Raw genomic sequence first — 23005 nt, forward strand, 5'->3', positions numbered from 1 at the left:
AAAGTGAGCGCAAATCATTACTGACAGCTTGGCGCATCGTATTCTACTTTTATCGTAGCACCTTCTGCGCCGCCTGTGACTTTCATATATGACCAGTATTCAGTCCCCGCTGCAGTACTAAAACACAACGATGTTTCACCACTTGCAGCTCCTTGGTTATCACTTTCGCTTGGCCAGCCACCATTTTTATAGAACACATTGAGCGTGCCGGTACCATGGCCTGCTGTGATGGTTACTGTATTGTGGCTACTGGCATCTGCGAGACTAAACCACATGGTGCTATTGGCACCTAAACAGGTTGCCTTGCCATTTTCTAAGCGACCTGATGTTACTGGTGACTGTACTGCACATGCGTTGTCTAAAATTGGCGTAACAGGTTCTGAAATTGATACTGTGTAGTCTTCCACTTCACCATCACCAATAGCGCCGCAGGCAGATGTGGCTGCACCATTATATTTCATAATGACACGCATGCGCGTGGTGATGCCACTTGCACTAGCAGGGATTGCTAGATCACTGCTTACTGTGTTTTTGCCAGACAGATTGGCGATGACTTGTTCGGATTGTTCAAACGTACCATTTTGGTTGAAATCAATATAGGCAGTCCAATGCTCAGTGTAATTGCCGCCAGCTGTTAGCGAAACCGAGTTATTGCCGACGCTCAGAGGCATGGAGATACCTGTGAAATCGCCATATCCCTCTTTTGCACTACTGTGCGTTGTGCCTGCTAAGGTGATTGATTCAATCCATTCATAATTGGTATTACCCGATGCATCGCAATAGCCTATATCAGTGATAATTGCAGACGTAGTTGCGCTGGTGGATTCACCTAAATTATCTGTTGCGGTTAGGGTAACTGTGTAGTTGCCAATCTGCGAATAGGTATGGGTAATTGTTTCGCCTGTTTTGGTGGTGCCATCACCTAATTGCCACTCAAAGCGCGTAATTTCTCCATCATCTGAAGAGCCAGTAGCAGAGAAAGTGACAGATTCACCAAGCTGTGCGGTGACTGAATCAGAAATCACTACGATAGGTGCTTTGTTGGTGTCGTTAATTGTTACCCTAGTAGTATCGCTTGCAGTATTGCCGTCGTTATCTGTTACGGTCAGAGTCACGGTGTATTCACCGACTTGCGCATAAGTATGATTTACTGTGTCACCAGTTGCTTGGTTACCGTCTCCTAAATCCCATTGATAGCTGACAATAGTGCCGTCACTGTCACTGGAACCATTACTAATTAGGGTTACACTTTCACCAATTTGTGCGCTGTAGGCACCGTTCGCTTCAGCGATAGGTAAAGTTGCGTTGGTAGCGCGCTCATAATATGCACGTAAGGTTACGCCGCTATAATCCAAGAAGGGATCTATCATCACATTAAGTGTGCCACCGCCAGCTGGCAGCTCGCAATATTCACTGTGTCTGGGTGCGCTAAAAGGACCACAGTCAAAGGTACTGGTTGTTGGTATTGCATCAACACTTACGTACATATCAGGATCGCCCTGATAGCCGCCAGGTAATACTACAACGGTACGAATTGCATCGTCTGGAATGGTAAACTGATATTCCTTAACCGCATCCCCTTTATTCGCTGAGAGGTTCGTTTCTTCTGTTAAAAATATACGTTCGCAGTTATTGCAAAGGGTTGCGTCATCTACTGCAATAACCTGTAAACGTGCATTAGTGTATGCAGTGAACGCATCAACCGTGCTGTGGTAAGTCGCATTAATTGATGGCGCTGACACAGTGACTAACTCTGGTACGCCCGCTGATTTAAATGAAATAAAATCGGCATTCCACTTATCACCATTTTTTGTTGGTGCACTTCCACGAGATACATATAAATCAGGATCTTCTGTGTACCCGTCTAAGTAAAAAGCGACGGCTTCTGTGCCTTGGGGAATGGTCACTTCAAAATTATCTGACTCACCTTTGTTGGCTGACAAGTTGTTAAATGACTCTAGAGTGTTACCTTCTGGTGCAATATCTAAACCACTGCCATCCCAGTAATGGTCTGCGTCAGAGGTGTATTCTTCAAGGCCTGTTGCGATAAGGTTTTCATTACTCCATAGGCTTTTTCGTGCCGGCCCATGCAGTGCAGCTGTCATGCGCTGAACTTGCCCTTTAGTGAACATGGCGTAGTTGTCAGAATAGTGCATGAAGTTTTCGGTATTTGTCTTTTGACCTAAACAGTTAAGAGCATTGTTTTGTAAAATGCTGCTACTCATTTGTGGCGTATCACAGTTGTTGTCGCCGGTTGCGGCACAAAATGCTTCTTGATGCACAGAACACACATCACCATCAAAAGTGTGTGGTAAATTGAGCCAGTGGCCAAATTCGTGGGTTAATACTGAGCGAAAGTTTTCGCCTGTGTTGCTGCCAAGATAATTACCATTATAAACAACACGTGCCAGGCCGTTTTCAGACATCGACAAGCTTGGGTACCAGGCGACACCTGAACTTGTTGTGCCGCCGTCTGCATAGAGATCTTGCTGGATATAAATGTTCATGTATTTGAAATTATCCCACGCATCGGCCGCAATTTGGTCGTCGACACCTGAGCCATTGCCATATCCAGATTTATTTGCGTAGCGAACAATACCGTTTGTTGCATTACCATTTGGATCTTTTTTGGCAAGCACAAACTCAATGTTCAGATTTTCTCTAATTGCTTGGAAAAGCGGGTCGATAGGCCCATCTTGCGTGTTTGTGCCTAAAAAATCTTCATTACTTTTATTGAGCGCATCAATGATTTTTTCTTCGGTTAAACAATTACTGGTTTCATCGGAACAATTATAGGTATCGCCATAAACATGAACCACCACAGGAATATAATAGCGGCCTGGAACGCCATTTCCTGCAGCCACAACCGAAGCGAGGTCTTGATCAACAGCACTTGGGTGTAACTGTTTTAGCTGCGCGAAAGTCACATATTGCTCTTTGTTTAGTTTTTGCAGTGCACGCCAGTCTTGGTGGTTATCGTCGGTGCCACAGATATGGGCAGCTGTTTTTTTATTATCAAATAAGAGTTGTTGTGCTTGTGTTGAAGGCAGTTGAATTGTGCCAGCAAAAGCGGCACTTGTGGGTAAAGTGAGCGCTAACGACAATAACGCCATACATTTATTTTTATTAAACATTTGATTTCCCTTGCACTCTATCTTGAGTACTTATTCGTTGCTTTTAAAGAATGTATTAACCTGAATTCATAAAATCCCTACTGCATTGATTAATCACTATCCAATTGATTTGCGTGTATACAATATACATAAAATGTATCAATTAAAAGGTTGTTTTCAAAATTTTTACATAAAATATACAAAGTAATGAGTTCTATCGTATTAATTTAGCTTGGTCTTAGCGCACATTTTGATGCTGTCTGCTAAATAATTTATGCATGAAAATTGTGCTAGCTGGATATGTCTAAGCAATATGCCTATTTAGTTAATTAAGTTTGTTGCTATCTGGTAAGACCACTTGTAGTCTATAAAGTATGAAATTTTTTTAAGTTGCATAACCCATGGCGAACTTTGTTAAACAAGAAATTAAAATTAGTTGTGAAGATAATTATGTTTTAGCCGCAACGGCTTATTTACCCGATAAGGTAAAAGCGGCGGTTGTTATTGGGCCAGCGACGGGCATAAAACGTCAGTTTTATAATGCGTTTGCAGAATATTTAGCAAGCAATGATTTTGGCGTTTTAACTTACGATAATCGCGGTATTGGGCAATCAATTGATGGCGATATTGCGACGCATACTGCGAGCTTGCAATGTTGGGGGCAATTAGATAAGCCCGCCGCCATCTCCAGTTTAAAGCAGTTATTCCCAAATACTTCATATCATTTAGTGGGCCATAGCGCGGGTGGTCAGCTTATAGGCCTTGCCAAAAATGCGACCGAATTAAGTTCCATATTTAATTTCGCAAGCTCGTCAGGGCAACTGCGTAATATGAAACTGAAAGATCAGTTTAAATCACATTTTTTTATGAATATGTTTATTCCGTTTTCAAACACAGTGTTTGGCTATACAAAATCTCAATGGTTTGGCATGGGAGAGCCATTGCCAAAACAGGTTGCAAAGCAATGGCAAACCTGGTGTAACGGCAGTGGCTATGTAAAAACCGCATTTAATAAAACGGTTTTCACGCACTATTACAATGAGCTCACTATGCCTGCGCTATGGGTAAATGCGGTTGATGACTTTATTGCTACTGATGAAAATGTGCGAGATATGATGTCGGTTTCTCCCAACTTAGCGGCAAAAACACTGACATTGTCGCCTGGTGATCATAATTTAAAAGAAATTGGGCATATGGCTTTTTTTAGTCGACGTGCAAACACATTGTGGCCAATTGCACTTGATTGGTTGAACTCACACTCTTAGCTGTAATTCTTTTGATTCATCCTATTACTACATTTAAGCGTTTCTTATAACGGGTAGGGTAATACTGGCAGAACAAATAAGTTTATTTTCATGTTTAGCAGTGTTATAAAGCAATACATCATTCATCCGGTAGGTAGTTTTTAATAAAAGACGGATGGCTTATTAAACATCAATAGTATGCTGTTACCTTAAAATCATGTGAGAATACGCTTTAGCGACAAAGCGACTCAAACTGGCATTTAGAGATTTTAATGCCAGTTTATCCTTCTGACTTGCTGCTCTTACTAATTTGGCCATTTAGCGAAATATTCTAATAAGTAATCGATTGCAAGGCGTGCTCTTAGTGGCATAAATTGTTTGTTTTGATACACAATCCAACTTGTTGCGCCAGTAATGCAATAGGGGGCTAATATTGGCACTAATTTTTTTTGTTTAATTGACTTAGTGAAGGTGCTGTCTGGCATGTAGGCTATACCTAAACCCTGTTCACATGCATCAAGCACCACATTTGAATTGTTACTTTGCCAATTACCACTGACTTTAATGCTTTGCTTAATCCCATCAATATTAAAGGTCCAGTGGTCACTGTTTGCCAAAATGCAGCGATGACTTTTTAATTGATTCGGGTGATTTGGTGTACCGTACTTGGCCAAATAGTCAGGACTCGCAACAAGCATCATAGAGCGACTAATGAGTTTTCGCGCGATAAGGTTTGAATCATTTAATTCGCCATAACGAATAGCAAAGTCTATGCCGTCTTCAATGAAGTTAACCATGCGACTATTAAAGTCGATATCAATGGAAAGCTCAGGGTGGTCTTTGGCAAACGTCATAAGCGCGGGAGCGACAAAGTTTTCAGCAAAGCCCCCTGCAGCACTGACTCTAAGTGTTCCGTTTAGTTGATACTGCTGCTGAGTAACTTGTTCATTAGCCTGTTGTAAGCCATTTACTAGATATTTGCATTGCTGGTAATAAAACTCACCGTTTTCAGTCAAGCTGATTTGTCGCGTGGTGCGGGCAAGCAATCGGGAGCCTAAGCGTTCTTCTAATCGCGATACTTGTCGGCTAATGTGGCTGGTGGAACAACCTAACTTTTTAGCCGCGGCTGAAAAACCACCGCTTTCGGCAACGGCAACAAATTCAAATATACCTTCAAAACTGTCCATATAACGACTCCATTATAACAACCCGCTTTGTGTTAACGTTTTTTATGATAAAGCACACATTTGCGTTGATTGTTGCTAAATAGCAAAAGAGTTTAACTGATTTAGGTAATTATCATTGAAATAGAAACAATATAAAGTGGTTTTAACTGATTAAAACGCAATAAAGGTATTTATTATGAAAAAAGTACTTATTCCAGTAACAAATCACGCAACCCTGGGTGAAACCGACCAAGCAAATGGCACCTATGCGCCAGAGCTGACGCATGTTGTTCACGTATTAAACGACAACGGAATTGCGTTTGATATTGTATCGATTAGTGGTGGTAAGGCACCGCTTTATGGCACAGATATCGAGGGCGATGATGTGAATAACCAAGTACTTGGTGATGCGTCATTCCAAACGCAGATCAACAATACGGTGCCTGTATCACAAGTTAATATTGATAATTACGATGCAATTTTCTACCCAGGTGGCTTTGGGTTGCTGTCTGATTTAGCGAGCAATGAAGAAGTTGCGAGTATGGCGGCTAAACATTATGAAGCAGGTGGCATTATTGCTGCAGTATGTCACGGTCCTGCGGCATTGTTACCTATCACATTGAGTAACGGTGAACCATTAATTGCGAGCAAACAAGTAACAGCGTTTACCCGTGAAGAAGAGGTCGATTTTGGCACCATCAATGATATTCCGTTCCTACTTGAAGAAGCCTTAACACGTAAAGCCGCGCAATATAGCAAAGTTCAGCCTTGGGGTGAGTTTGTAATTGAAGATGAGCGTGTAATTACTGGGCAAAACCCAGCAAGCGCACATGCTGTTGGTGAGTTTTTGGCAAAGCTATTGGCAGAATAATTGGCTAATACCCTGTTCAACAAGAAGGATTTAATATGAAGCAAAATCGTACAGTAAACCGCCAAATTACTTTAGCGTCGCGCCCCCATGGCGCACCAATACCCGCGAATTTTAATTTAGTAGAAAGCAGCCTACCGATTATTGGTGACAATGAAATGTTGCTTCGTACCATCTATTTATCGCTTGATCCCTATATGCGCGGGCGAATGAATGACGCAAAGTCTTACGCAGATCCCGTGGCGATTAACGAGGTTATGGTAGGCGGCAGTATTTGTCGCGTCGAAGCATCTAATCTCGAGGGATTTGAAAAAGGTGATTTGGTTGTCGCATTTGGTGGTTGGCAAGATTACAGCATTTCAAATGGCGAGGGCGTAATCAAGTTAGATAGCGCAATGGCCAATCCATCTTATGGGTTAGGTGTTCTGGGTATGCCAGGGTTAACCGCGTATATGGGGTTAATGGACATAGGCGCACCAAAGGCTGGAGAAACCCTAGTTGTTGCGGCGGCAACAGGGGCAGTAGGTAGTCTTGTTGGTCAAATTGGTAAGCTGCAAGGCTGCAAAGTGGTTGGTATCGCAGGTAGCAAAGAAAAATGTGATTACGCTGTAAACGAGTTAGGCTTTGATGCCTGTTTAAACCACAATGATGCGGATTTAGTTGAACAACTGGCAACAGTGTGCGATTCGGGTATTGATATTTATTATGAAAATGTAGGCGGAAAAGTGTTTGATGCCGTACTACCTCTTTTAAATAGCAAAGCACGTATTCCATTGTGTGGCTTAATTGCGCAATACAACGCAACGGATTTACCACCTGGCCCAGACCGCCTTGGTTTATTAATGGGCAATTTGCTTGTTAAGCGCATAAAAATGCAAGGCTTTATTGTATTTGATGACTACGGTCATCGCTATGGCGAATTTCAACAAGCCATGGTGCCATGGCTCGTATCAGGGCAAATCAAATATAAAGAAGACAAAGTAGTCGGTCTTGAAAATGCGGTGTCGGCATTTATCGGCTTATTGCAGGGCGAGAACTTTGGCAAATTGGTTGTGCAGGTTGGCCCAGAACACTTGGATACAGAATAAATAGGAGTTGCTTATGATTACAGTACATCATCTCAATCAATCACGCTCAACACGCGTTTTGTGGTTACTTGAAGAACTGGGTATGCCATACCAAATTGAACATCATAAACGTGATGAGACAACGCGATTAGCACCCGCTAGTTTGGGTGAAATTCATCCGCTAAATAAAGCGCCAATCATTGAACACGACGATGTCGTAATTTGCGAATCAAGCGCCATTATGGAGTACATTCTCGATCAAGACGAAACGCAGCGTTTGCGCCCAGAAAAAGGCACAAAAAGTTATTACCAGTATCTTGAATGGTCGCATTTTGCTGAAGGATCGTTAGGTTTGCCGATTATTGCGACCTTGTTAATGCAAATGGAAAAACGTGATGGCACTAACCCTATGGATGGCTATATTGCAAAAGAGATTAACCTAGATTTAGGTTACATTGATGCAGTACTAGCTAAGCAAACCTATTTTGCTGGCAACGAGTTTACCGCTGCGGATATTATGATGACAATCACGTTAGAGTTTGCGGCTAATTTAAACTTGCTTGAAAACCGCGATAACATTACCCGCTATTTAGCAGATGTGCAAAGCCGTGAGGCATACCAAAAAGCGCGTTCATTTGGCTAACGATTATTGATATACAACTACACGCCGTATTTGAACAAATAGCGTGTGTAGTAAGGAATATTTCGCTTGAAATGAAAAGCGCACTGGCAAAGTGCGCTTTATTAGTCAAATGGTGAAGGGGTGTTTGGCTAGTAGCGGGTAGTTTTTACCCTTTCGGCCCTTCATTAAGTTAAACGCTAAATCGTTAAGATAAGATCAATTTAATTTAAGATTTTCTAAACAACACTGAGGCAGGGATATATTGTTGATTTTAGAAAGACGTGTTGTCGCATAGAGTGGCTTTCTGTCGAGGCTTGGTTATTATTAAATTATTTAGAAGATTTTTATAAAAAGCGTAGTTATGTCGTTTGAACAACACGGTACGTATCATCTTTGGTGTGTTGACAGCGTTTTATATGCGGAGCTTTTAGGCACTTGGAATAAAGAGGCTGCACTAAACTTTTCCCGAGACTTTAAAGCGCTTGCAGGTCAGTTTAACGCACCATGGGCACACCTTGTTTATCTTGAAGAATGGGGGCTCTGCACCCCTGATGTGATTGAAGTGATCCAATCTTTAGTTGAATGGTGTATCGAGAATGACTTGCGCCGAGCTGCTCAAATTTATTCTAAATCGGGGTTGAAAGAAGCATTTTTGGGTAGAATGGTTGTAGAAGAATTTGGCAACTTTAAACGCGCTGTATTTGATGACCCGATTAACGCTGCAAATTGGTTAAACCAACAAGGATTTAACGCCTCAACTCATAAACCGCATGAAATGTAATACCCTTAACTTTTATGTCTAACAAAGAACACGCTAAGCATATCATCTAACAATGGCAGCCAATTCTTCCAATTGTGCCCCTCATTATTCTCAAAATAATGCACATCAAAATTGAGTTTTTCGAGCGACTCCTTAAATCGTCTGCCCGCTAAAATATTATCGTTTTTTGTACCGAAACTGATAAACACCCGAGCAGGTTGCGGTTTTGCTTTATTGTAGGATTTTCTGATTACTTTAAGCATTTCTGTGTTGGCTGGTGAAAACATGGCGAGCCCGCCGAAATAATCGTCGATCATTAAACCAAAACACGCCGCATTTAATCCGCCAAATGACACCCCCATAATTACGTTGTCTTCACGCTTTTTTGATGAAGGGTAATCTCGTTGAATTTGAGGTAATAACTCGTTTATAAAAAAAGTGGCATACTTGGGGTTACACATAAACTGTTCATTACGTCGGTTTAGTTGCAAATTATGAGGGTCACGGCTATCGATAAACACACTAATAATTGGCTCAATATTATTGTTACTTATATTTGAAGTTATCACCTTATGTAACTTGCCATTAAAGAGGAATGATTGCCCGTCAACTACATACAGCGTTTTATACTTTTTACTTTGCTCTAAATTTGCTGGAACATGTACTCGATACTGTAAATCGTAACCAAGACTTGGGCTTGAAATTAGTTGATTAGTTGACAGTGTATTGGCGAGAATTACAGGGGAAACAAGTAAAAGAAATAACATAGTAATCTTTAAACAAGACAAAACTTTCATTATTTCTCCAGAGCACTTAAAAACACACAATGCAGTTTTTGATAATATCAAAAATGCCAACTAATTTAGTTTTAGCACAGCAAGGTTCACCATTTCAAAATACAAATGCAACAAGGTTTTTCAATTGTCATTTTATAAGATTGATGACTTAGGTTTTCATTGGTATGCTAATCATGCTGATTTATAACTTTACGTCATTTAAATTGCTAATATTTCCCGCACCCAGCTCAGCCAAACAGTGTTCGCGATGACATGTATGGGTATTGCTCAAAAGTTGAGTTCAAACTGCCTTTTAATTGCGCGTTTAAGCCGTAATTGTTGGTATTCGCTATTTTATTAACATCCTTTATTTTAAAATTATCGCATCGGTTTATAAGGAAAAATGATGATCACAAGTCAGTATGTTGCGAAACACCCAGATGGTAACTACATCGATATCACAATTGAAATTGCATTACCTGAGCCAGATCCTGAGATGGGAGGTGATTCTCGCTGTAAAGTGTCAATTGCGGCACTAGAGATAGAGCAGTACGCCTTTGGTGTCGATGATATTCAAGCATATTGCTTAAGTTCAAAGCTGTTGCAATTAAAGCTGGTTGAAAAGCAAAACCAAGGTTGGCAGTTTTATTTTCCAGGTTATTTAGACCAACCTCTAGACTTTAATCAGGACTTCTTTTAAAAGCGTTTTTTAAGTTTTAGAGCAGCACTTAGGCTGTCCACATGACTTCGAATAACTCTCAAAAGCGATAAATTAGTCAAGTACGCGATAACTGAATATTTCATGTTCTTTCAGCATTATCTGTTGAAATAGCGGCTTTAAATTATTTGAGCTAATGAATGTTTGGTTGATTCATCTAAAAATAATAAAGTTGAATGACTGCAACCAACTTATTACAGATATCAATTTGACTTAAATATTTAGCGCTTGGTAGGTAGTTTAAAAGTTGATTTTTAAGTATCTAAACAAGACTTCATGACTGTTTTTTCTCGTTGATTTTATTTACTATTACAATTCGAGAAGACTGGATAGTTAACCAAGTATGGCCGATAAAAAATGGACACTCAAGAGCATAGCTGCACATTTAGGTGTTTCCAATGCCACTGTTTCAAATGCTTTTAATCGACCGGATCAGCTGTCGAAAGCAAAGCGTGAAGAAATCCTCGCAGCATGCCATGAACTCGGCTACTTTGGGCCAAATAAAGCGGCACGTTCGTTGCGAAAAGGCACGTTTAATATTGTAGCGTTAGTACTTCCTGACAGCGTTGAATACATGGTGTCCGATCCGGTTGCGAGCAGTTTTATGCGCGGTGTTGCCAAAGTGCTTGAACCACAAGGCATTAATTTACTGCTTTTCTCAGGTAATGCTGAAAGCGTCAATGACATTGTCGATTTTGTTGATGGCTTTATTTGCTATGGCCGTCCTCGTAATACCAAATTAATTACCCACCTTGAAGCGCTCAGTAAGTATGTTGTCACGGTCGATTTTGAGTTAGATAACAAAGCCAGTGTTAACATCAATAATCATGAGGCCGCTTACACTGTCGCGAAACAAGCATTTACAGGTTTTGAAACGACAAGTGATAACATTGAAGCAGCGATTTTAGGCCTACGCTTACTTGATACTGAGCTTATCTGTCGTGTTTATGACCATCATTTGCCTGAGCTCAATACCTCGATTGCACATCAACGTCTAGCTGGGTTTCGTGAAGCTATTAATGAGTTAGGTGTCGTTATTGCTGATGATAAAACATGGAACATACCAGAGAGCAGCGAACGTTATGCGCGTATTGCAGCTAAAGAAGCATTAAATACATCGCCTCGCCCAAATGTGTTGTTATGTATGAGTGATTTAATTGCACTTGCCGCAGCGAGAGAAGCCCAAGCGCAGGGCATTAATATTCCTGAAGAGCTCAAAATTGTAGGCTTTGACGGTATTGATGAAGCTGCGTTATTTCAACCAGCCATTACCACCATTCATCAGAACAGTGAGAATAAAGGACAACAAGCGGCTGAGCTATTTATAAATAAGGAAAAGCAGCAAGTTATGCTGCCTTTCAATCTAAAGTTAGGTCAGTCGACCTAACAACTTTGGCGCAACTACATAGATACTATGTAGTCTGCGTTTTAGTTATAAGATTTATATTCAGAGTTCAGTTTACTTAAGTAAATCCGCTATATTGAAACGCTTAATGCCTTTTCCATCAGCAAAGGTCATTTCAAAGTGCTGTGTTTCAAAATCAACCTTCAAACAGGCTGTATGTTGCTGATTTTCCCACTCCATGATTAATAAATTGTCAGCGCCTTGCAACGAGAATGCACCATTAAAAGCTTGGCTTTCATTACGTAATTTAATGAGTTTTGACAGAGCTTTAACCACAGGTTTTTGTAATTGAATATCGACCTTTTCTGGCGTTAAGTAGCTGCGGTTAATATCGCGGCCAACATTGGTGCTCTCAAGTAATGCCATGTCATTATGCAATGCAAGTAAACCTCCATAATAAACTTGTGGTACACCCGGTGAGAAGAACTGAATAGCTCTTGCTGTTAAGTAGTTTAAGTCATTGCGGGCGAGGGCATTATAATAGGTGCAGTTCACTTGATATAAGTCGACATTACTGGCTGCTGCGCCGGTCGCTTGACGACTTTGTGAATTGCTATTTTCATGGATCTGTTCAACTAAGTTGTCGACTTGTGCCGCATTGAGCAAACCCGGTTTTTCACCTTCAGGACCCGCATCAACAATGCCAATACCATCGTGGGTGTCGAGCACAGTCAAGCAGTTACGCGGCGCAATGGTCAGCCAAGACACCAAGGCATCCACATTTTGCGTAAACAAAGTGTGCAAGATGAGTGGTGGCAGCGCAAAGTCGTACACTCGGTCTACTTTCTCTGCAACCGCAATTTGGGTCTGATAATGGCTGTGAATTTCGGCAATGGTTTCCATGCCCATTTCATTGGCTTGTTTTGAGAGTTGTTTAATAAAAGCAAAGGCTTCATCGATCATAAAACAGCTAGTACCTGCACGCTTAATGGCAAAACCTGCGGCATCTAAACGAATGATCTTCACACCATTGTTGGCAAACAAGCTGAGTACTTTATCTAAGTAATTTTTACCCGCTTCTGTTTCAACATTTATATCAATTTGGTTATCGGTAAAGGTCGTCCAGAAATTAACAACTTCGCCTGAAGCCAATGTTTTTGGTGTAAAACAGCTGGTGGGTCGTGGTCTAAAAACAGCGGCGGCTTCTTCGTCTGAGATGCCATTTGGAAACACATCCTGCTCTTTTAAAAACATACTCCAATAATCAGACGCCGTGCCATTTTCAAGCACATCCAAGAATTCAGGAGATTGACCAGAAGCGTGGTTGACGATGAGATCAGCCATTATTTCATAGTCTTCGCCTAGCGCTTTTAAGTCTGGCCAGCTACCTAAGCGACTATCAATTTGTGCATGGTCAATTGGGTCAAAACCCGCATCGCTACCGTCGATAGGGTAGTAAAAAGGCAAAATATGTACGCCAGAGAATAGACCCATCAGCGGCCCGTCAAGCATCTGCTTTAACATTGGTAGGCCACTGCCTGTAAGCCTGTCTGCATAGGTGATCAATTGCACTTGGTTTTTCATAGTCGCACTCAATATCTCAAAGTTGATTCTTAATCGATTAAGTTATATCTTTAATCAGCAATCAAAGATATTCAAGTACTATTTACAATAAAAATTGGCTGAAGCTGGCCTGATACAGGCTAGACTTATTTAAGATCAGCCAGTTATATCAACTGAATTAATCACTTAATAAAGTTGGTATTAACCCTCGAGGTAATCATTATGACAACACACAACTTATCGACGCTTCGCTGGTTGACCTACATGATGTTTTTCATGTTTGCGATGACCTCAGATGCGGTGGGCGTGATTATTCCAGAGCTGATCAGCGAATATAACCTAACCATGACACAAGCCAGTGCTTTTCATTATGCGCCCATGATTTGGATTGCCATTAGTGGTCTGTGCCTAGGTTTTTTAGCAGATAAAATAGGCCATAAACCGACCATAATTATTGGCTTTTTATTATTCTCAATAGCATGTTTTGGCTTTGCTGTCGGCAATACATTTACGTTATTTGTCGGCCTGTTAAGTATGATAGGCCTGGCAATTGGCTTGTTTAAAACTGCGGCGCTTGCCTTACTGGGTGATCTGACGCCATCAAGTAAAGCACATACTAAAACCATGAATACCGTAGAAGGGTTCTTTGCAGTGGGGGCCATCGTCGGCCCTGCCATTGTTAGTTATATGTTGGTTGCTGGCGTCAGTTGGAAGTACCTATATTTACTGGCAGGCGCCATGTGTGTATTGCTATGTTTGGCGACTTTTAAGGTGTCTTTCCCTGCTAAAATAGTTAAGAAAAGCAATGAGCAGGCGAGCTTTAAACAAACGCTTTTAATGTTAAAAGACAAGCATGCCCTCGGTTTTTCTGCTGCCATTGCGCTTTATGTGGCGACTGAAGTCGCGATCTATGTTTGGATGCCTACCTTGCTTAAAACCTACCAAGGTGATTGGACGTTACTGGCGACTTATGCATTGACTATCTTTTTTGTACTGCGTGCCGTGGGTCGATTTATGGCTGTATGGCTGTTGAATTTATTCTCGTGGCAGGGCGTGATGCTTGCACTTAGTAGCGCGATATTCTTATGTTATTTAGCAACTTACCTATTTGGTGTCGATGCGGCTGTGTTTGCATTGCCACTGAGTGGCTTATTTATGTCGATGATTTATCCAACCCTTAACTCAAAAGGGATCTCCTGTTTTGAAAAACATCAACATGGCTCTGTTGCTGGGGTGATTTTATTCTTTACTGCGTTGTCGGCAGCGGTTGCGCCGTTATTGATGGGTATTGTTAGCGATCACTTTGGTCACATCGAGTATGGTTTTGCACTGGCAACTGGCTTTGCTGCCTGCCTGATGCTCGGCATGTTGTATAACTATTTTAAAGATCCAGCTAGAGCGCGTTTAGCTCACGCTTAAGTCACATTTAAACCAAATCCCCTTGTTAAAGTGTTCAACTGCACCAAATCTGCCAATTGGGTGCACCGAGTTGGACACTTTTTTTGTATTTAATAACAAGCACTTAAAAAGTAAGTATGATATTTGAGCACTTTTTTATTGCAAAAGGTGACATTTTTGCTAATTTACTTAATCGATTAAGTAATAAAATCCACATTTGTGGTGCCATACTTTAAATTGACAAAAATGAGGCACATTATGAGAACACATAACCCCACTTGGTTTGCCCTAAGCGCAATTGCATTAGCGGTGAGCAATCAAACATTGGCTGAAGAACAACAAGCAAATACTGCAAAGCCACAAAATGAATTAGAAAAAATAATTGTTACGGGTGTGCCTCAACGACGCACCGTGATGGCATCAAGTGTGTCAGTGAGCAGCATTTCTGCTGAGCAGATCAACGTATCAACACCTAGAACCACTGCTGAAGCGTTTAGAATATTACCGGGTGTGCGCTCTGAGTCGACGGGCGGTGAAGGTAATGCAAACATTGCCGTACGGGGCCTTCCAGTAGCATCGGGTGGAGCTAAGTTTTTACAGCTTCAAGAAGACGGGCTGCCGGTTTTACAGTTTGGTGATATCGCTTTTGGTAATGCGGATATTTTTATGCGGTTAGATAGTACCGTTCAATCTGTTGAGTCTATTCGTGGTGGTTCTGCGTCTACGGCGGCCAGTAATGCACCGGGCGGTATTATAAACTTTATTTCTAAAACAGGTGAAAGTGAGTCGGGCAGTGTATCAACGACCTTTGGTTTAGATTACGACGAATTTCGCACTGACTTTGAATACGGAACATATTTATCAGATTCTGTCCGTTTTCATGTTGGTGGCTTTGTTCGACAAGGTGAAGGGCCAAGAAATACAGGATACACTGGAAATAAAGGTGGACAAATTAAAGCCAACTTAACCAAAGAGTTTGATAACGGTTACGTGCGTTTGTATCTAAAGCATTTAGACGACCGAAGCACCAGTTATTTACCAATGCCAATGCGCTCTAATGGAGACTCACTCGCAACATTTGACTCATTAGAAGACACACCTCACTCTGCATATTTTATTAAAACACAAGGCTTGGGCGCAAATAATGAAATTCGCCAAGGTGATATGCGTGATGGAATGCATCCACAAGTAGACAGTGTTGGCGTGGAAGCAAGTTTTGATTTGGGAAATGACTGGAAAATTGAAAACCGTTTTCGTGTCGCGAATGTAAAAGGCACGTTTAATTCTCCATTCCCTGCTGAAGTTGGAAGTTCAACCAGTATCGCAGCAAGTATTGCTGGAGAAGGTGCGACCCTAAAGTATGCTAACGGCCCGCATGCAGGCTCAGCCTTTAATGATGATACGCTTATGCGCATCCATACATTTGATGTTGAAATGCGTGATTTCGGTTCAATTGTTAATGACACTAAGTTAACGAAAGCATTAAGCGATGATACGTCAGTCACATTTGGTTTTTATGCATCTGAGCAAACCATTGCCATGTCTTGGCTTTGGAATTCTTATCTGATGGAGCTGCAGGGGGATAATGCCGCGTTAGTCGATGTCTTTGCTGCTGACGGCACTGTCTATTCAGAAAATGGTCTGTACGCCTATGGCACTCCGGCATGGGGCAACTGTTGTCAACGTAACTACGACACAGACTATTCAACGCGAGCGCCTTATTTGGCGATATCTTCTCAGTTTGATGATCTTACCCTAGATGCAAGTGTACGTTATGACTCGGGCGAGGCAAAAGGTACCTATGCGGGCGCTGTAGTGTCACAACGCGACATTAATGGTGACGGCGTTATTTCAAAACCAGAAGAGCAAGTGGCTGGCATCGATATCGCAAACCCAAGCGCTGTGAACTATGACTGGAGCTACACCAGTTATTCAATTGGTGCAAATTATCAAATTAATCCATCACAAGCGGTGTTTGGCCGAGTCAGTGAAGGTGCGCGTGCAAATGCAGATAGATTACTGTTTGGTAAAGTAAATGCAGACGGTAGCGTGGCCAAAGAAGACGCCATTGATGAAGTAACCCAATATGAGTTTGGTTTAAAACAACGTTTTGATAACGGCAGTTTATTTGCAACGGCGTTTTATGCTGAAACAGAAGAGCAAAACTTTGAAGCAACTAGCCAAAAGTTCTTTGATCGTCAATACGAAGCAAAAGGCATTGAGCTAGAAGGGGTTTACTTTGTCGGGTCATTCGACTTTAGAGGTAACATGACTTGGACGGATGCTGAAATTGCTAAAGATGCATTAACACCAGAGGTAGTTGGTAATACGCCACGTCGTCAAGCAGACTTTATCTACTCTCTTATGGCACGCTACAACATGGAACAAGGGGCTGTTGGTTTAAGCTTTATTGGCACGACAGATGCGTACGCACAAGATAATAATGACTTAAAGTTCGATGGTTACACTCAGGTAAATGCATTTGCAAGCTATGACATTGCAGAAAACTTGTCGGTTTCACTCAATATTAATAATTTGTTTGATACGGTTGGGCTAACTGAAGCCGAAGAAGGGAGTGTACCTGCAAATGACATTATCCGAGCAAGAAGCATTAATGGTCGAACAAGCTCAGTCACTTTGAATTATCAGTTTTAATGAGAGTGGATATGTCAACACACAGTAAATCACAACTCACTTGTTTTGGCGAAGCATTGATAGACCTTTTACCTCACGATGGTGAAGCTTTGCTTCCCATTGTGGGCGGGGCACCTGCTAATGTTGCAGTGGGATTTGCCAAGTTGGGTGGTAAAAGTGTTTTTTTAGGTGGATTATCGCAAGACCCATTTGGTCATAAAATTGAAAATACACTGCAGCATTATGGTGTTGATACACAATTTTGTGTCAAAGTGAATGACGCTAACACCGCGTTAGCTGTGGTGCAGTTGGATCAATACAAAGAACGTCAATTTAGCTTTTATCGGGATAACACAGCCGATATCAAAGTTGAAATCGATGCCTTCGACAGTGTTTCTTGGCCAGAAAATGGTATCTTCCATTTTTGTTCAAATACCTTAACTGATCCTGATATCTCGCAAGTGCATATGGCACTGTTAAAACGTGCAAAAATGCATAATCAACTGATAAGTTATGATGTTAATTTGCGACTTAACTTATGGTTAGATTTAACCTTACTGCCTGAACGTGTCGAACGCTGTTATTTGCACTGCGATATCATAAAGTTTAGTCAAGAAGAGTTAGATTATTTGTGTCAATTGGGGAATATTTCATGCAAACGCTATTGTGATTGGTTGTTATCACTTGGTGTTAAAGTAATTATTGTATCCAATGGTAAAGAACCTGTTCACGTAATCACGAAAAAATCCGAGTTGTTTGTAGACACACCAGAGATTACCGTAGCGGATACCACTGGAGCGGGGGATAGCTTAATAAGCGGTTTTCTATTCTACCTATCAAATAATGAACTAGATATTTGTACATTGACTGAGAATACTCATGAGCTGAAGCAGGCAATTGAGTTTGCAATAAAATGTGGCGCATATACATGCACTGAAATAGGTGCGATGCCAGCTTTACCAACGCTTGATAAGATTGTGTAACACAGTTTATTTTCCTAGGTCATTATATAATTTATTCATTTGTATAATGACCAAGTTTAGCAAAAAAGATGTCACTCTCTTAAACCTAGATATAGAGTGACCCATCCAAATACTAAAATAGCTATGACATAAGCATATTGATTGCCATAGCAACTAAAAGCCCTGCAAACACTTTTTTAATGGTGGTAACGGGTAAATGATGTGTTGCTTTTGCACCAAGTGGTGCGGTAAACCAAGAAGTACACACAATGCCAATAAGTGCCGGTAAATATACAAAACCTACAAACCCCTGGCTTAATGATAACTGCTGGCTACCCGACGTGATGTAACCCACTGAGCCAAAAAGCGCAATCACAATGCCACAAGCAGATGCACAGCCAATGGCTTTTTTCATATCTACAGAGAAAAACGTAAGCAAAGGGACCAACAACGCACCACCGCCAATGCCGATCATGGCAGATAACCCGCCTGTGAGGGTAGTTAAAATGGTTAACACAGCTTTATTTGGCAGTTGGCGCTGGTGTAACGATTCATTTTTACTCGAAAAAAACATTTTAGCAGCGATTAGCACTACACAAACTGTAAATACAATTCGGACAATTTTATCTGGTAGAAGGGATGCTAAAAAACCGCTTATCAGCGCACCAATTGCCACTCCAGCCATTATCCAAGGGGCAATTTGCCAAGGTACGTTGCCATTTTTATGATGCGCCAGTGCCGATGATGTTGATGTGAATAAAATTGAAGTAAGGGAGGTTGCAATTGCACATACAACAGCTTGTTCAGCGGGCAATACATTAAAATAAAGCAAAATAATACTTAAAATAGGCACAATAACTAAGCCACCGCCGATGCCAAGCAGGCCTGCTAGAAAGCCAACAACACTGCCAAGTAATGCGCAGGCGACCATTAATACGAGTAGTTCGTTCATTTCATTTATCCCTATTTGTCTAACCACCTTCTGCAAAAATAAAGTCATTTAAATTAATGTTTTAGTGGTTTTTTAATTACTTAAATTTACGGCCGAAATCGCACCATCGATTAATGCATAACGTGTCTTGATGTTATTCGTCGCGCAGTATAGCAATATCTTTTAGATGAATTGCGAAACAAACGCATGGAAATTGCTGAATATTACTCATGTTGAAAATGAAAAAAATGCAATAAGGGTGTCTAGATGGCTAGATGTTTAGGTGTTTTCTTTTAGTTGAATTTAATTCATGGTCTAAAAGTCAAAAATTTGCTCGTGAATGGATTAAAAAAATGAATGTTGTTCATGTTTTAAGTGAAATAAAACCGTTTTTTTTCATCTTCGGAACGGCGTATAAATCTCTTCAGCGCTTCTTTAACAAAGAGTATGAGTTTGTAATTTCGGATGTGTATCAGCATGTATACCGAAGGCAAACTTAAAAGCTCTAGACGCAAATACTCAGGACTTTCACACTATAAATGGAAACACATTGCCATGAATAACGATTTTACATTTACCATTAAAAGCCAAGTGCTTGATGAAAATTACAAGCCTTCAAATAGTACGCGTATTACGACAAATTTTGCCAACCTAGCACGTGGTGAAAGTCGTCAACAAAATTTACGCAATGCACTCAAAATGATAAATAGCAACTTTAATGCATTGGCTCACTGGGATAACCCTGAGGCAAACCGTTATGCTGTTGAGCTTGAAATTGTCTCAGTGGACATGGCAATTGCTGGCAGTGACTCTGCGTTCCCATCCATTGAAGTGTTAAAAACGACAGTGATTGATCATCAAACTAATGAACGTATTGAGGGTATTGTTGGTAATAACTTTTCATCGTATGTACGTGATTATGACTTTAGTGTGTTATTGCTTGAACATAATAAAGGACGCGAGCGTTTTAGTATCCCTGAAAAGTTTGGTGAGTTACACGGAAAGTTATTTCAAACATTCATTAAATCAGATACCTACAAAGCACACTTTAAAAAGACGCCAGTGATTTGTTTATCGGTTTCAGATAATAAAGTGTATCAGCGTACGGATAACCAACATCCGGTGTTAGGTTATGAATATGTGCCAAATGAAGCATCGTTAACTGAACAGTATTTCCAAAAAATGGGCTTACAGGTGCGTTACTTTATGCCACCAAATAGTGTTGCACCATTTGCCTTTTATTTCTTTGGAGATTTATTAAATGATTACACCAATTTGGAATTAATCAGCACCATTAGCACCATGGCTGCGTTCCAAAAAATTTATCGCCCAGAAATTTACAATGCAAATGCAGTAGCCGGCAATCGCTACCAACCAAATTTAAAAAACCAAGATCATTCATTAACGCAAGTTGTTTATGACCGTGAAGAACGCAGTCGGTTAGCTATAGAGCAAGGTAAATTTGCAGAAGCGCATTTTATTAAGCCTTACCAAACAGTACTTGAAAAGTGGTCGGCGAATTTCGCTTAAGAAAAGATTAGGACATTATTTAGCATGAAAGTATTACTACCGACGTCTACTGCAGGCAGTTTACCAAAGCCAAGTTGGCTTGCAGAGCCTGAACAACTTTGGTCTCCTTGGAAACTAAGCGAGCAAGCTTTAGTTGATGGCAAACACGATGCGCTGCGCGTGACATTACACGAACAGCAATTAGCTGGGGTGGATATTGTCAGTGACGGCGAGCAAACTCGCCAACACTTTGTTACTACCTTTATTGAACACTTAGCTGGAGTGGATTTTGAAAACCGCAAAACAGTGCGCATTCGCAACCGTTATGATGCCAGCGTGCCAAGCGTGATAGGGCCAGTCTCAAGAAAAGCGCCAGTGTTTGTTGATGACGCTAAATTTTTACGTGCGCAAACAGATAAACCAATAAAATGGGCGCTACCAGGCCCAATGACGATGATAGACACACTATATGATGAACACTATAAAAGTCGCGAAAAATTAGCCTGGGAATTTGCCAAAATTCTTAATCAAGAAGCAAGAGAATTAGAAGCGGCAGGGGTTAATATTATTCAGTTTGATGAACCGGCGTTTAATGTGTTTTTTGACGAAGTGAATGACTGGGGTATCGCATGTTTAGAACGAGCGATTGAAGGCCTAAGCTGTGAAACCGCTGTGCACATTTGTTATGGTTATGGCATAAAAGCCAACACCGATTGGAAAAAAACATTAGGCAGTGAATGGCGCCAATACGAAGAGGTATTTCCCAAGTTACAGCAATCAAATATCGATATTATCTCCCTTGAATGTCATAACTCACGGGTACCGATTGAATTGCTCGCGTTGATCCGCGGCAAAAAAGTGATGGTCGGCGCAATTGATGTGGCTACTAATGAGATTGAAACACCAGAAGAAGTTGCCAACACCCTGCGTGAAGCATTGAAATATATTGACGCTGATAAACTTTATCCATCAACCAATTGTGGATTAGCGCCTTTATCGCGTGAAGTGGCAAGAGGCAAACTGAGTGCATTGGCAGCGGGCGCGGCTATTGTGCGTGCTGAGCTCAATGTCTAGTTAAACACTTATTCAATGTGTGAAAGCGTTGCTTACCATGCTAACGGTTTTATCATTTCTGCCAAGCTAGAGGGTAAACTCGCAATACACTATACTGTCAGTTCGTCGCATTAATGATCGTGCACTAACGTCTTGCTGTATAAACAAAGGATATATTTTAAGGAGTAAGCATGGGCTTGTTTTTAAATAAAATATTTTCTTTTGGTTTTGTGAGTTTGTTGCTCGTTAATGCATCCCAGCTGATGGCTGATGACAATAAACTGAACTGGCACAATGAAGCTGACTTGCCGATTGCGATGCAAGAAATTTATCCTGTAACTTTTAACCAACGCATAGTGGTTGGCGGCGGATTTGTTCCTTCAGATTCGCCTAGTTTTAAAAATGTTGCGCCAACTACAGCCGTTTTTCTGTTAAACCCCGCTAGACAACGATGGCGTCAGCTACCTGAACTGCCAGAAGCTAGGCATCACCTTGGAATGGTAAGTAACCAGCATTATTTGTATGGTATTGGTGGATTTACGGGTAACAAAGATTCAGCATGGCAAATTCAAAACTCGGTTTTTCGCATTGACGGTAATTTGCAGCGATGGCGCAATGGTCCCCAATTACCGATCCCGTTAGCTGAATCAAGTTATGCGAGTATTGGTAAGAATGTTCATGTGATAGGTGGCCGAACGGTATCCAATGAATCGGGCGGTAACATCGATACCAATGCACATTATATTTTGGTGAATAACGCTTATTGGCGAAAAGCGAAACCGGCAAGTATCGTAAGAAACTCGGCTGCAAGCGTAGTTATAGGTAACCAAATTTATGTTATAGGCGGTCGTAGCTACTCTCCAGAATTACAAAATTTAAGTTACGCTGAAGTATATGATGTAAAAACGGATAGTTGGACCCCCATTGCCCCTTTGCCTATTGCAGCTGCAGGGCTATCTGCAACAGTACATAATGGTAAAATTATTGTTGCAGGTGGCGAAGCGTTTACAATGAAATCAGGCAAGCTAATTGGTAGTACCTTTGATTCAGTATGGCAATACGACCCTAATCTTAATCAATGGCAAGAAATTGGTAAAATGCCTACCGCTCGTCATGGTCACGGCAGTGTGACACTCAATGAACAGGTCTATATTATTGGTGGTGCTGCAAAAGCCGGGGCACAGGACACTCTTTCATCAGTAATAAAACTACAAACGCAAGGCAAGCAATAACGTGAGCTTAAAAAGGCGAACAGTTAAATTATCACTGCTTGCCT

At 41.1% G+C, this 23005-nt stretch carries 18 protein-coding genes; 13 read left to right on the forward strand and 5 right to left on the reverse strand.

The features are described from left to right. Window positions 1-17: 17 nt before the first annotated feature. Window positions 18-3134, reverse strand: coding sequence for a M43 family zinc metalloprotease (locus OM33_RS16740; RefSeq protein ID WP_052141112.1), 3117 nt, complete (start codon window positions 3132-3134; stop codon window positions 18-20). Window positions 3135-3514: 380 nt separating this feature from the next. On the opposite strand from OM33_RS16740, the gene OM33_RS16745 reads away from it, so the two are divergent. After that, window positions 3515-4378, forward strand: a complete 864-nt coding sequence (locus tag OM33_RS16745; RefSeq protein WP_040135261.1) for an alpha/beta hydrolase family protein — start codon at window positions 3515-3517, stop codon at window positions 4376-4378. A 284-nt stretch (window positions 4379-4662) separates the two neighbouring features. On the opposite strand, the gene OM33_RS16750 is transcribed toward OM33_RS16745, so the two are convergent. Beyond that, entirely contained in the window at window positions 4663-5544 is an 882-nt protein-coding gene (locus OM33_RS16750) for a LysR family transcriptional regulator (RefSeq protein WP_040135263.1), read from the reverse strand. A gap of 175 nt (window positions 5545-5719) precedes the next feature. Between OM33_RS16750 and OM33_RS16755 the strand changes: the two genes are divergently transcribed. The 4 genes from OM33_RS16755 (at window position 5720) to OM33_RS16770 (ending at window position 8861) form a co-directional block, all read left to right on the forward strand. Then, window positions 5720-6394: a type 1 glutamine amidotransferase domain-containing protein gene (locus OM33_RS16755; RefSeq protein WP_040135264.1), complete on the forward strand. Its 675-nt coding sequence runs from the start codon at window positions 5720-5722 to the stop codon at window positions 6392-6394. A 35-nt stretch (window positions 6395-6429) separates the two neighbouring features. Further along, a complete protein-coding gene (locus OM33_RS16760) occupies window positions 6430-7479 on the forward strand; it encodes an NADP-dependent oxidoreductase (protein WP_040135266.1) in 1050 nt (349 codons plus the stop codon). Between the two features lie 13 nt (window positions 7480-7492). Further along, window positions 7493-8101, forward strand: coding sequence for a glutathione S-transferase family protein (locus OM33_RS16765; protein WP_040135268.1), 609 nt, complete (start codon window positions 7493-7495; stop codon window positions 8099-8101). A gap of 340 nt (window positions 8102-8441) precedes the next feature. Continuing rightward, the gene (locus OM33_RS16770) at window positions 8442-8861 is read left to right on the forward strand and encodes a hypothetical protein (protein ID WP_040135270.1); all 420 of its coding nucleotides are present in this window, start codon (window positions 8442-8444) and stop codon (window positions 8859-8861) included. 5 nt (window positions 8862-8866) lie between these two features. On the opposite strand, the gene OM33_RS16775 is transcribed toward OM33_RS16770, so the two are convergent. Further along, window positions 8867-9607, reverse strand: coding sequence for an alpha/beta hydrolase (locus tag OM33_RS16775; RefSeq protein WP_040135271.1), 741 nt, complete (start codon window positions 9605-9607; stop codon window positions 8867-8869). A 412-nt stretch (window positions 9608-10019) separates the two neighbouring features. On the opposite strand from OM33_RS16775, the gene OM33_RS16780 reads away from it, so the two are divergent. Beyond that, entirely contained in the window at window positions 10020-10316 is a 297-nt protein-coding gene (locus OM33_RS16780) for a hypothetical protein (protein WP_199922615.1), read from the forward strand. Window positions 10317-10677: 361 nt separating this feature from the next. Continuing rightward, a complete protein-coding gene (locus OM33_RS16785) occupies window positions 10678-11721 on the forward strand; it encodes a LacI family DNA-binding transcriptional regulator (RefSeq protein ID WP_040135275.1) in 1044 nt (347 codons plus the stop codon). A 72-nt stretch (window positions 11722-11793) separates the two neighbouring features. Here OM33_RS16785 and gtfA read toward each other — a convergent pair whose 3' ends face one another. Then, entirely contained in the window at window positions 11794-13263 is a 1470-nt protein-coding gene (gene gtfA, locus OM33_RS16790; protein WP_052141113.1) for a sucrose phosphorylase, read from the reverse strand. A 201-nt stretch (window positions 13264-13464) separates the two neighbouring features. On the opposite strand from gtfA, the gene OM33_RS16795 reads away from it, so the two are divergent. The 3 genes from OM33_RS16795 (at window position 13465) to OM33_RS16805 (ending at window position 18257) form a co-directional block, all read left to right on the forward strand. Then, window positions 13465-14661: an MFS transporter gene (locus tag OM33_RS16795; RefSeq protein WP_040135276.1), complete on the forward strand. Its 1197-nt coding sequence runs from the start codon at window positions 13465-13467 to the stop codon at window positions 14659-14661. Between the two features lie 237 nt (window positions 14662-14898). Then, entirely contained in the window at window positions 14899-17295 is a 2397-nt protein-coding gene (locus tag OM33_RS16800) for a TonB-dependent receptor domain-containing protein (RefSeq protein WP_040135278.1), read from the forward strand. 11 nt (window positions 17296-17306) lie between these two features. Then, window positions 17307-18257, forward strand: coding sequence for a carbohydrate kinase family protein (locus OM33_RS16805; RefSeq protein WP_040135280.1), 951 nt, complete (start codon window positions 17307-17309; stop codon window positions 18255-18257). A 121-nt stretch (window positions 18258-18378) separates the two neighbouring features. Here OM33_RS16805 and OM33_RS16810 read toward each other — a convergent pair whose 3' ends face one another. Continuing rightward, the gene (locus tag OM33_RS16810) at window positions 18379-19188 is read right to left on the reverse strand and encodes a sulfite exporter TauE/SafE family protein (protein ID WP_040135282.1); all 810 of its coding nucleotides are present in this window, start codon (window positions 19186-19188) and stop codon (window positions 18379-18381) included. 534 nt (window positions 19189-19722) lie between these two features. Here OM33_RS16810 and OM33_RS16820 point away from each other — a divergent pair. The 3 genes from OM33_RS16820 to OM33_RS16830 all read left to right on the forward strand — a co-directional run bounded on the left by OM33_RS16820 (window position 19723) and on the right by OM33_RS16830 (window position 22961). Then, on the forward strand, window positions 19723-20697 hold the full coding sequence (locus OM33_RS16820; RefSeq protein WP_040136888.1) for a DUF1852 domain-containing protein: 975 nt from the start codon (window positions 19723-19725) through the stop codon (window positions 20695-20697). A 24-nt stretch (window positions 20698-20721) separates the two neighbouring features. Next, window positions 20722-21750 (forward strand): methionine synthase, encoded by a 1029-nt coding sequence (locus OM33_RS16825; protein WP_040135285.1) that lies wholly within the window; start codon window positions 20722-20724, stop codon window positions 21748-21750. Between the two features lie 170 nt (window positions 21751-21920). Further along, entirely contained in the window at window positions 21921-22961 is a 1041-nt protein-coding gene (locus tag OM33_RS16830; RefSeq protein WP_040135287.1) for a Kelch repeat-containing protein, read from the forward strand. The last annotated feature ends 44 nt before the right edge of the window (window positions 22962-23005 follow it).

The sequence above is a fragment of the Pseudoalteromonas piratica genome, from assembly GCF_000788395.1.
Taxonomy (GTDB): Bacteria; Pseudomonadota; Gammaproteobacteria; order Enterobacterales; family Alteromonadaceae; genus Pseudoalteromonas; species Pseudoalteromonas piratica.

Bases quoted from the DNA above. Each gene is read 5' to 3' on its own strand.
- OM33_RS16745 (WP_040135261.1), top strand. From the start codon at position 3,515: ATGGCGAACTTTGTTAAACAAGAAATTAAAATTAGTTGTGAAGATAAT.
- OM33_RS16775 (WP_040135271.1), bottom strand. From the start codon at position 9,607: ATGTTATTTCTTTTACTTGTTTCCCCTGTAATTCTCGCCAATACACTG.
- OM33_RS16770 (WP_040135270.1), top strand. From the start codon at position 8,442: ATGTCGTTTGAACAACACGGTACGTATCATCTTTGGTGTGTTGACAGC.
- OM33_RS16765 (WP_040135268.1), top strand. From the start codon at position 7,493: ATGATTACAGTACATCATCTCAATCAATCACGCTCAACACGCGTTTTG.
- OM33_RS16740 (WP_052141112.1), bottom strand. From the start codon at position 3,134: ATGTTTAATAAAAATAAATGTATGGCGTTATTGTCGTTAGCGCTCACT.
- OM33_RS16755 (WP_040135264.1), top strand. From the start codon at position 5,720: ATGAAAAAAGTACTTATTCCAGTAACAAATCACGCAACCCTGGGTGAA.
- OM33_RS16795 (WP_040135276.1), top strand. From the start codon at position 13,465: ATGACAACACACAACTTATCGACGCTTCGCTGGTTGACCTACATGATG.
- OM33_RS16830 (WP_040135287.1), top strand. From the start codon at position 21,921: ATGGGCTTGTTTTTAAATAAAATATTTTCTTTTGGTTTTGTGAGTTTG.
- OM33_RS16785 (WP_040135275.1), top strand. From the start codon at position 10,678: ATGGCCGATAAAAAATGGACACTCAAGAGCATAGCTGCACATTTAGGT.
- OM33_RS16825 (WP_040135285.1), top strand. From the start codon at position 20,722: ATGAAAGTATTACTACCGACGTCTACTGCAGGCAGTTTACCAAAGCCA.
- OM33_RS16760 (WP_040135266.1), top strand. From the start codon at position 6,430: ATGAAGCAAAATCGTACAGTAAACCGCCAAATTACTTTAGCGTCGCGC.
- gtfA (WP_052141113.1), bottom strand. From the start codon at position 13,263: ATGAAAAACCAAGTGCAATTGATCACCTATGCAGACAGGCTTACAGGC.
- OM33_RS16820 (WP_040136888.1), top strand. From the start codon at position 19,723: ATGAATAACGATTTTACATTTACCATTAAAAGCCAAGTGCTTGATGAA.
- OM33_RS16780 (WP_199922615.1), top strand. From the start codon at position 10,020: ATGATGATCACAAGTCAGTATGTTGCGAAACACCCAGATGGTAACTAC.
- OM33_RS16800 (WP_040135278.1), top strand. From the start codon at position 14,899: ATGAGAACACATAACCCCACTTGGTTTGCCCTAAGCGCAATTGCATTA.
- OM33_RS16805 (WP_040135280.1), top strand. From the start codon at position 17,307: ATGTCAACACACAGTAAATCACAACTCACTTGTTTTGGCGAAGCATTG.
- OM33_RS16750 (WP_040135263.1), bottom strand. From the start codon at position 5,544: ATGGACAGTTTTGAAGGTATATTTGAATTTGTTGCCGTTGCCGAAAGC.
- OM33_RS16810 (WP_040135282.1), bottom strand. From the start codon at position 19,188: ATGAACGAACTACTCGTATTAATGGTCGCCTGCGCATTACTTGGCAGT.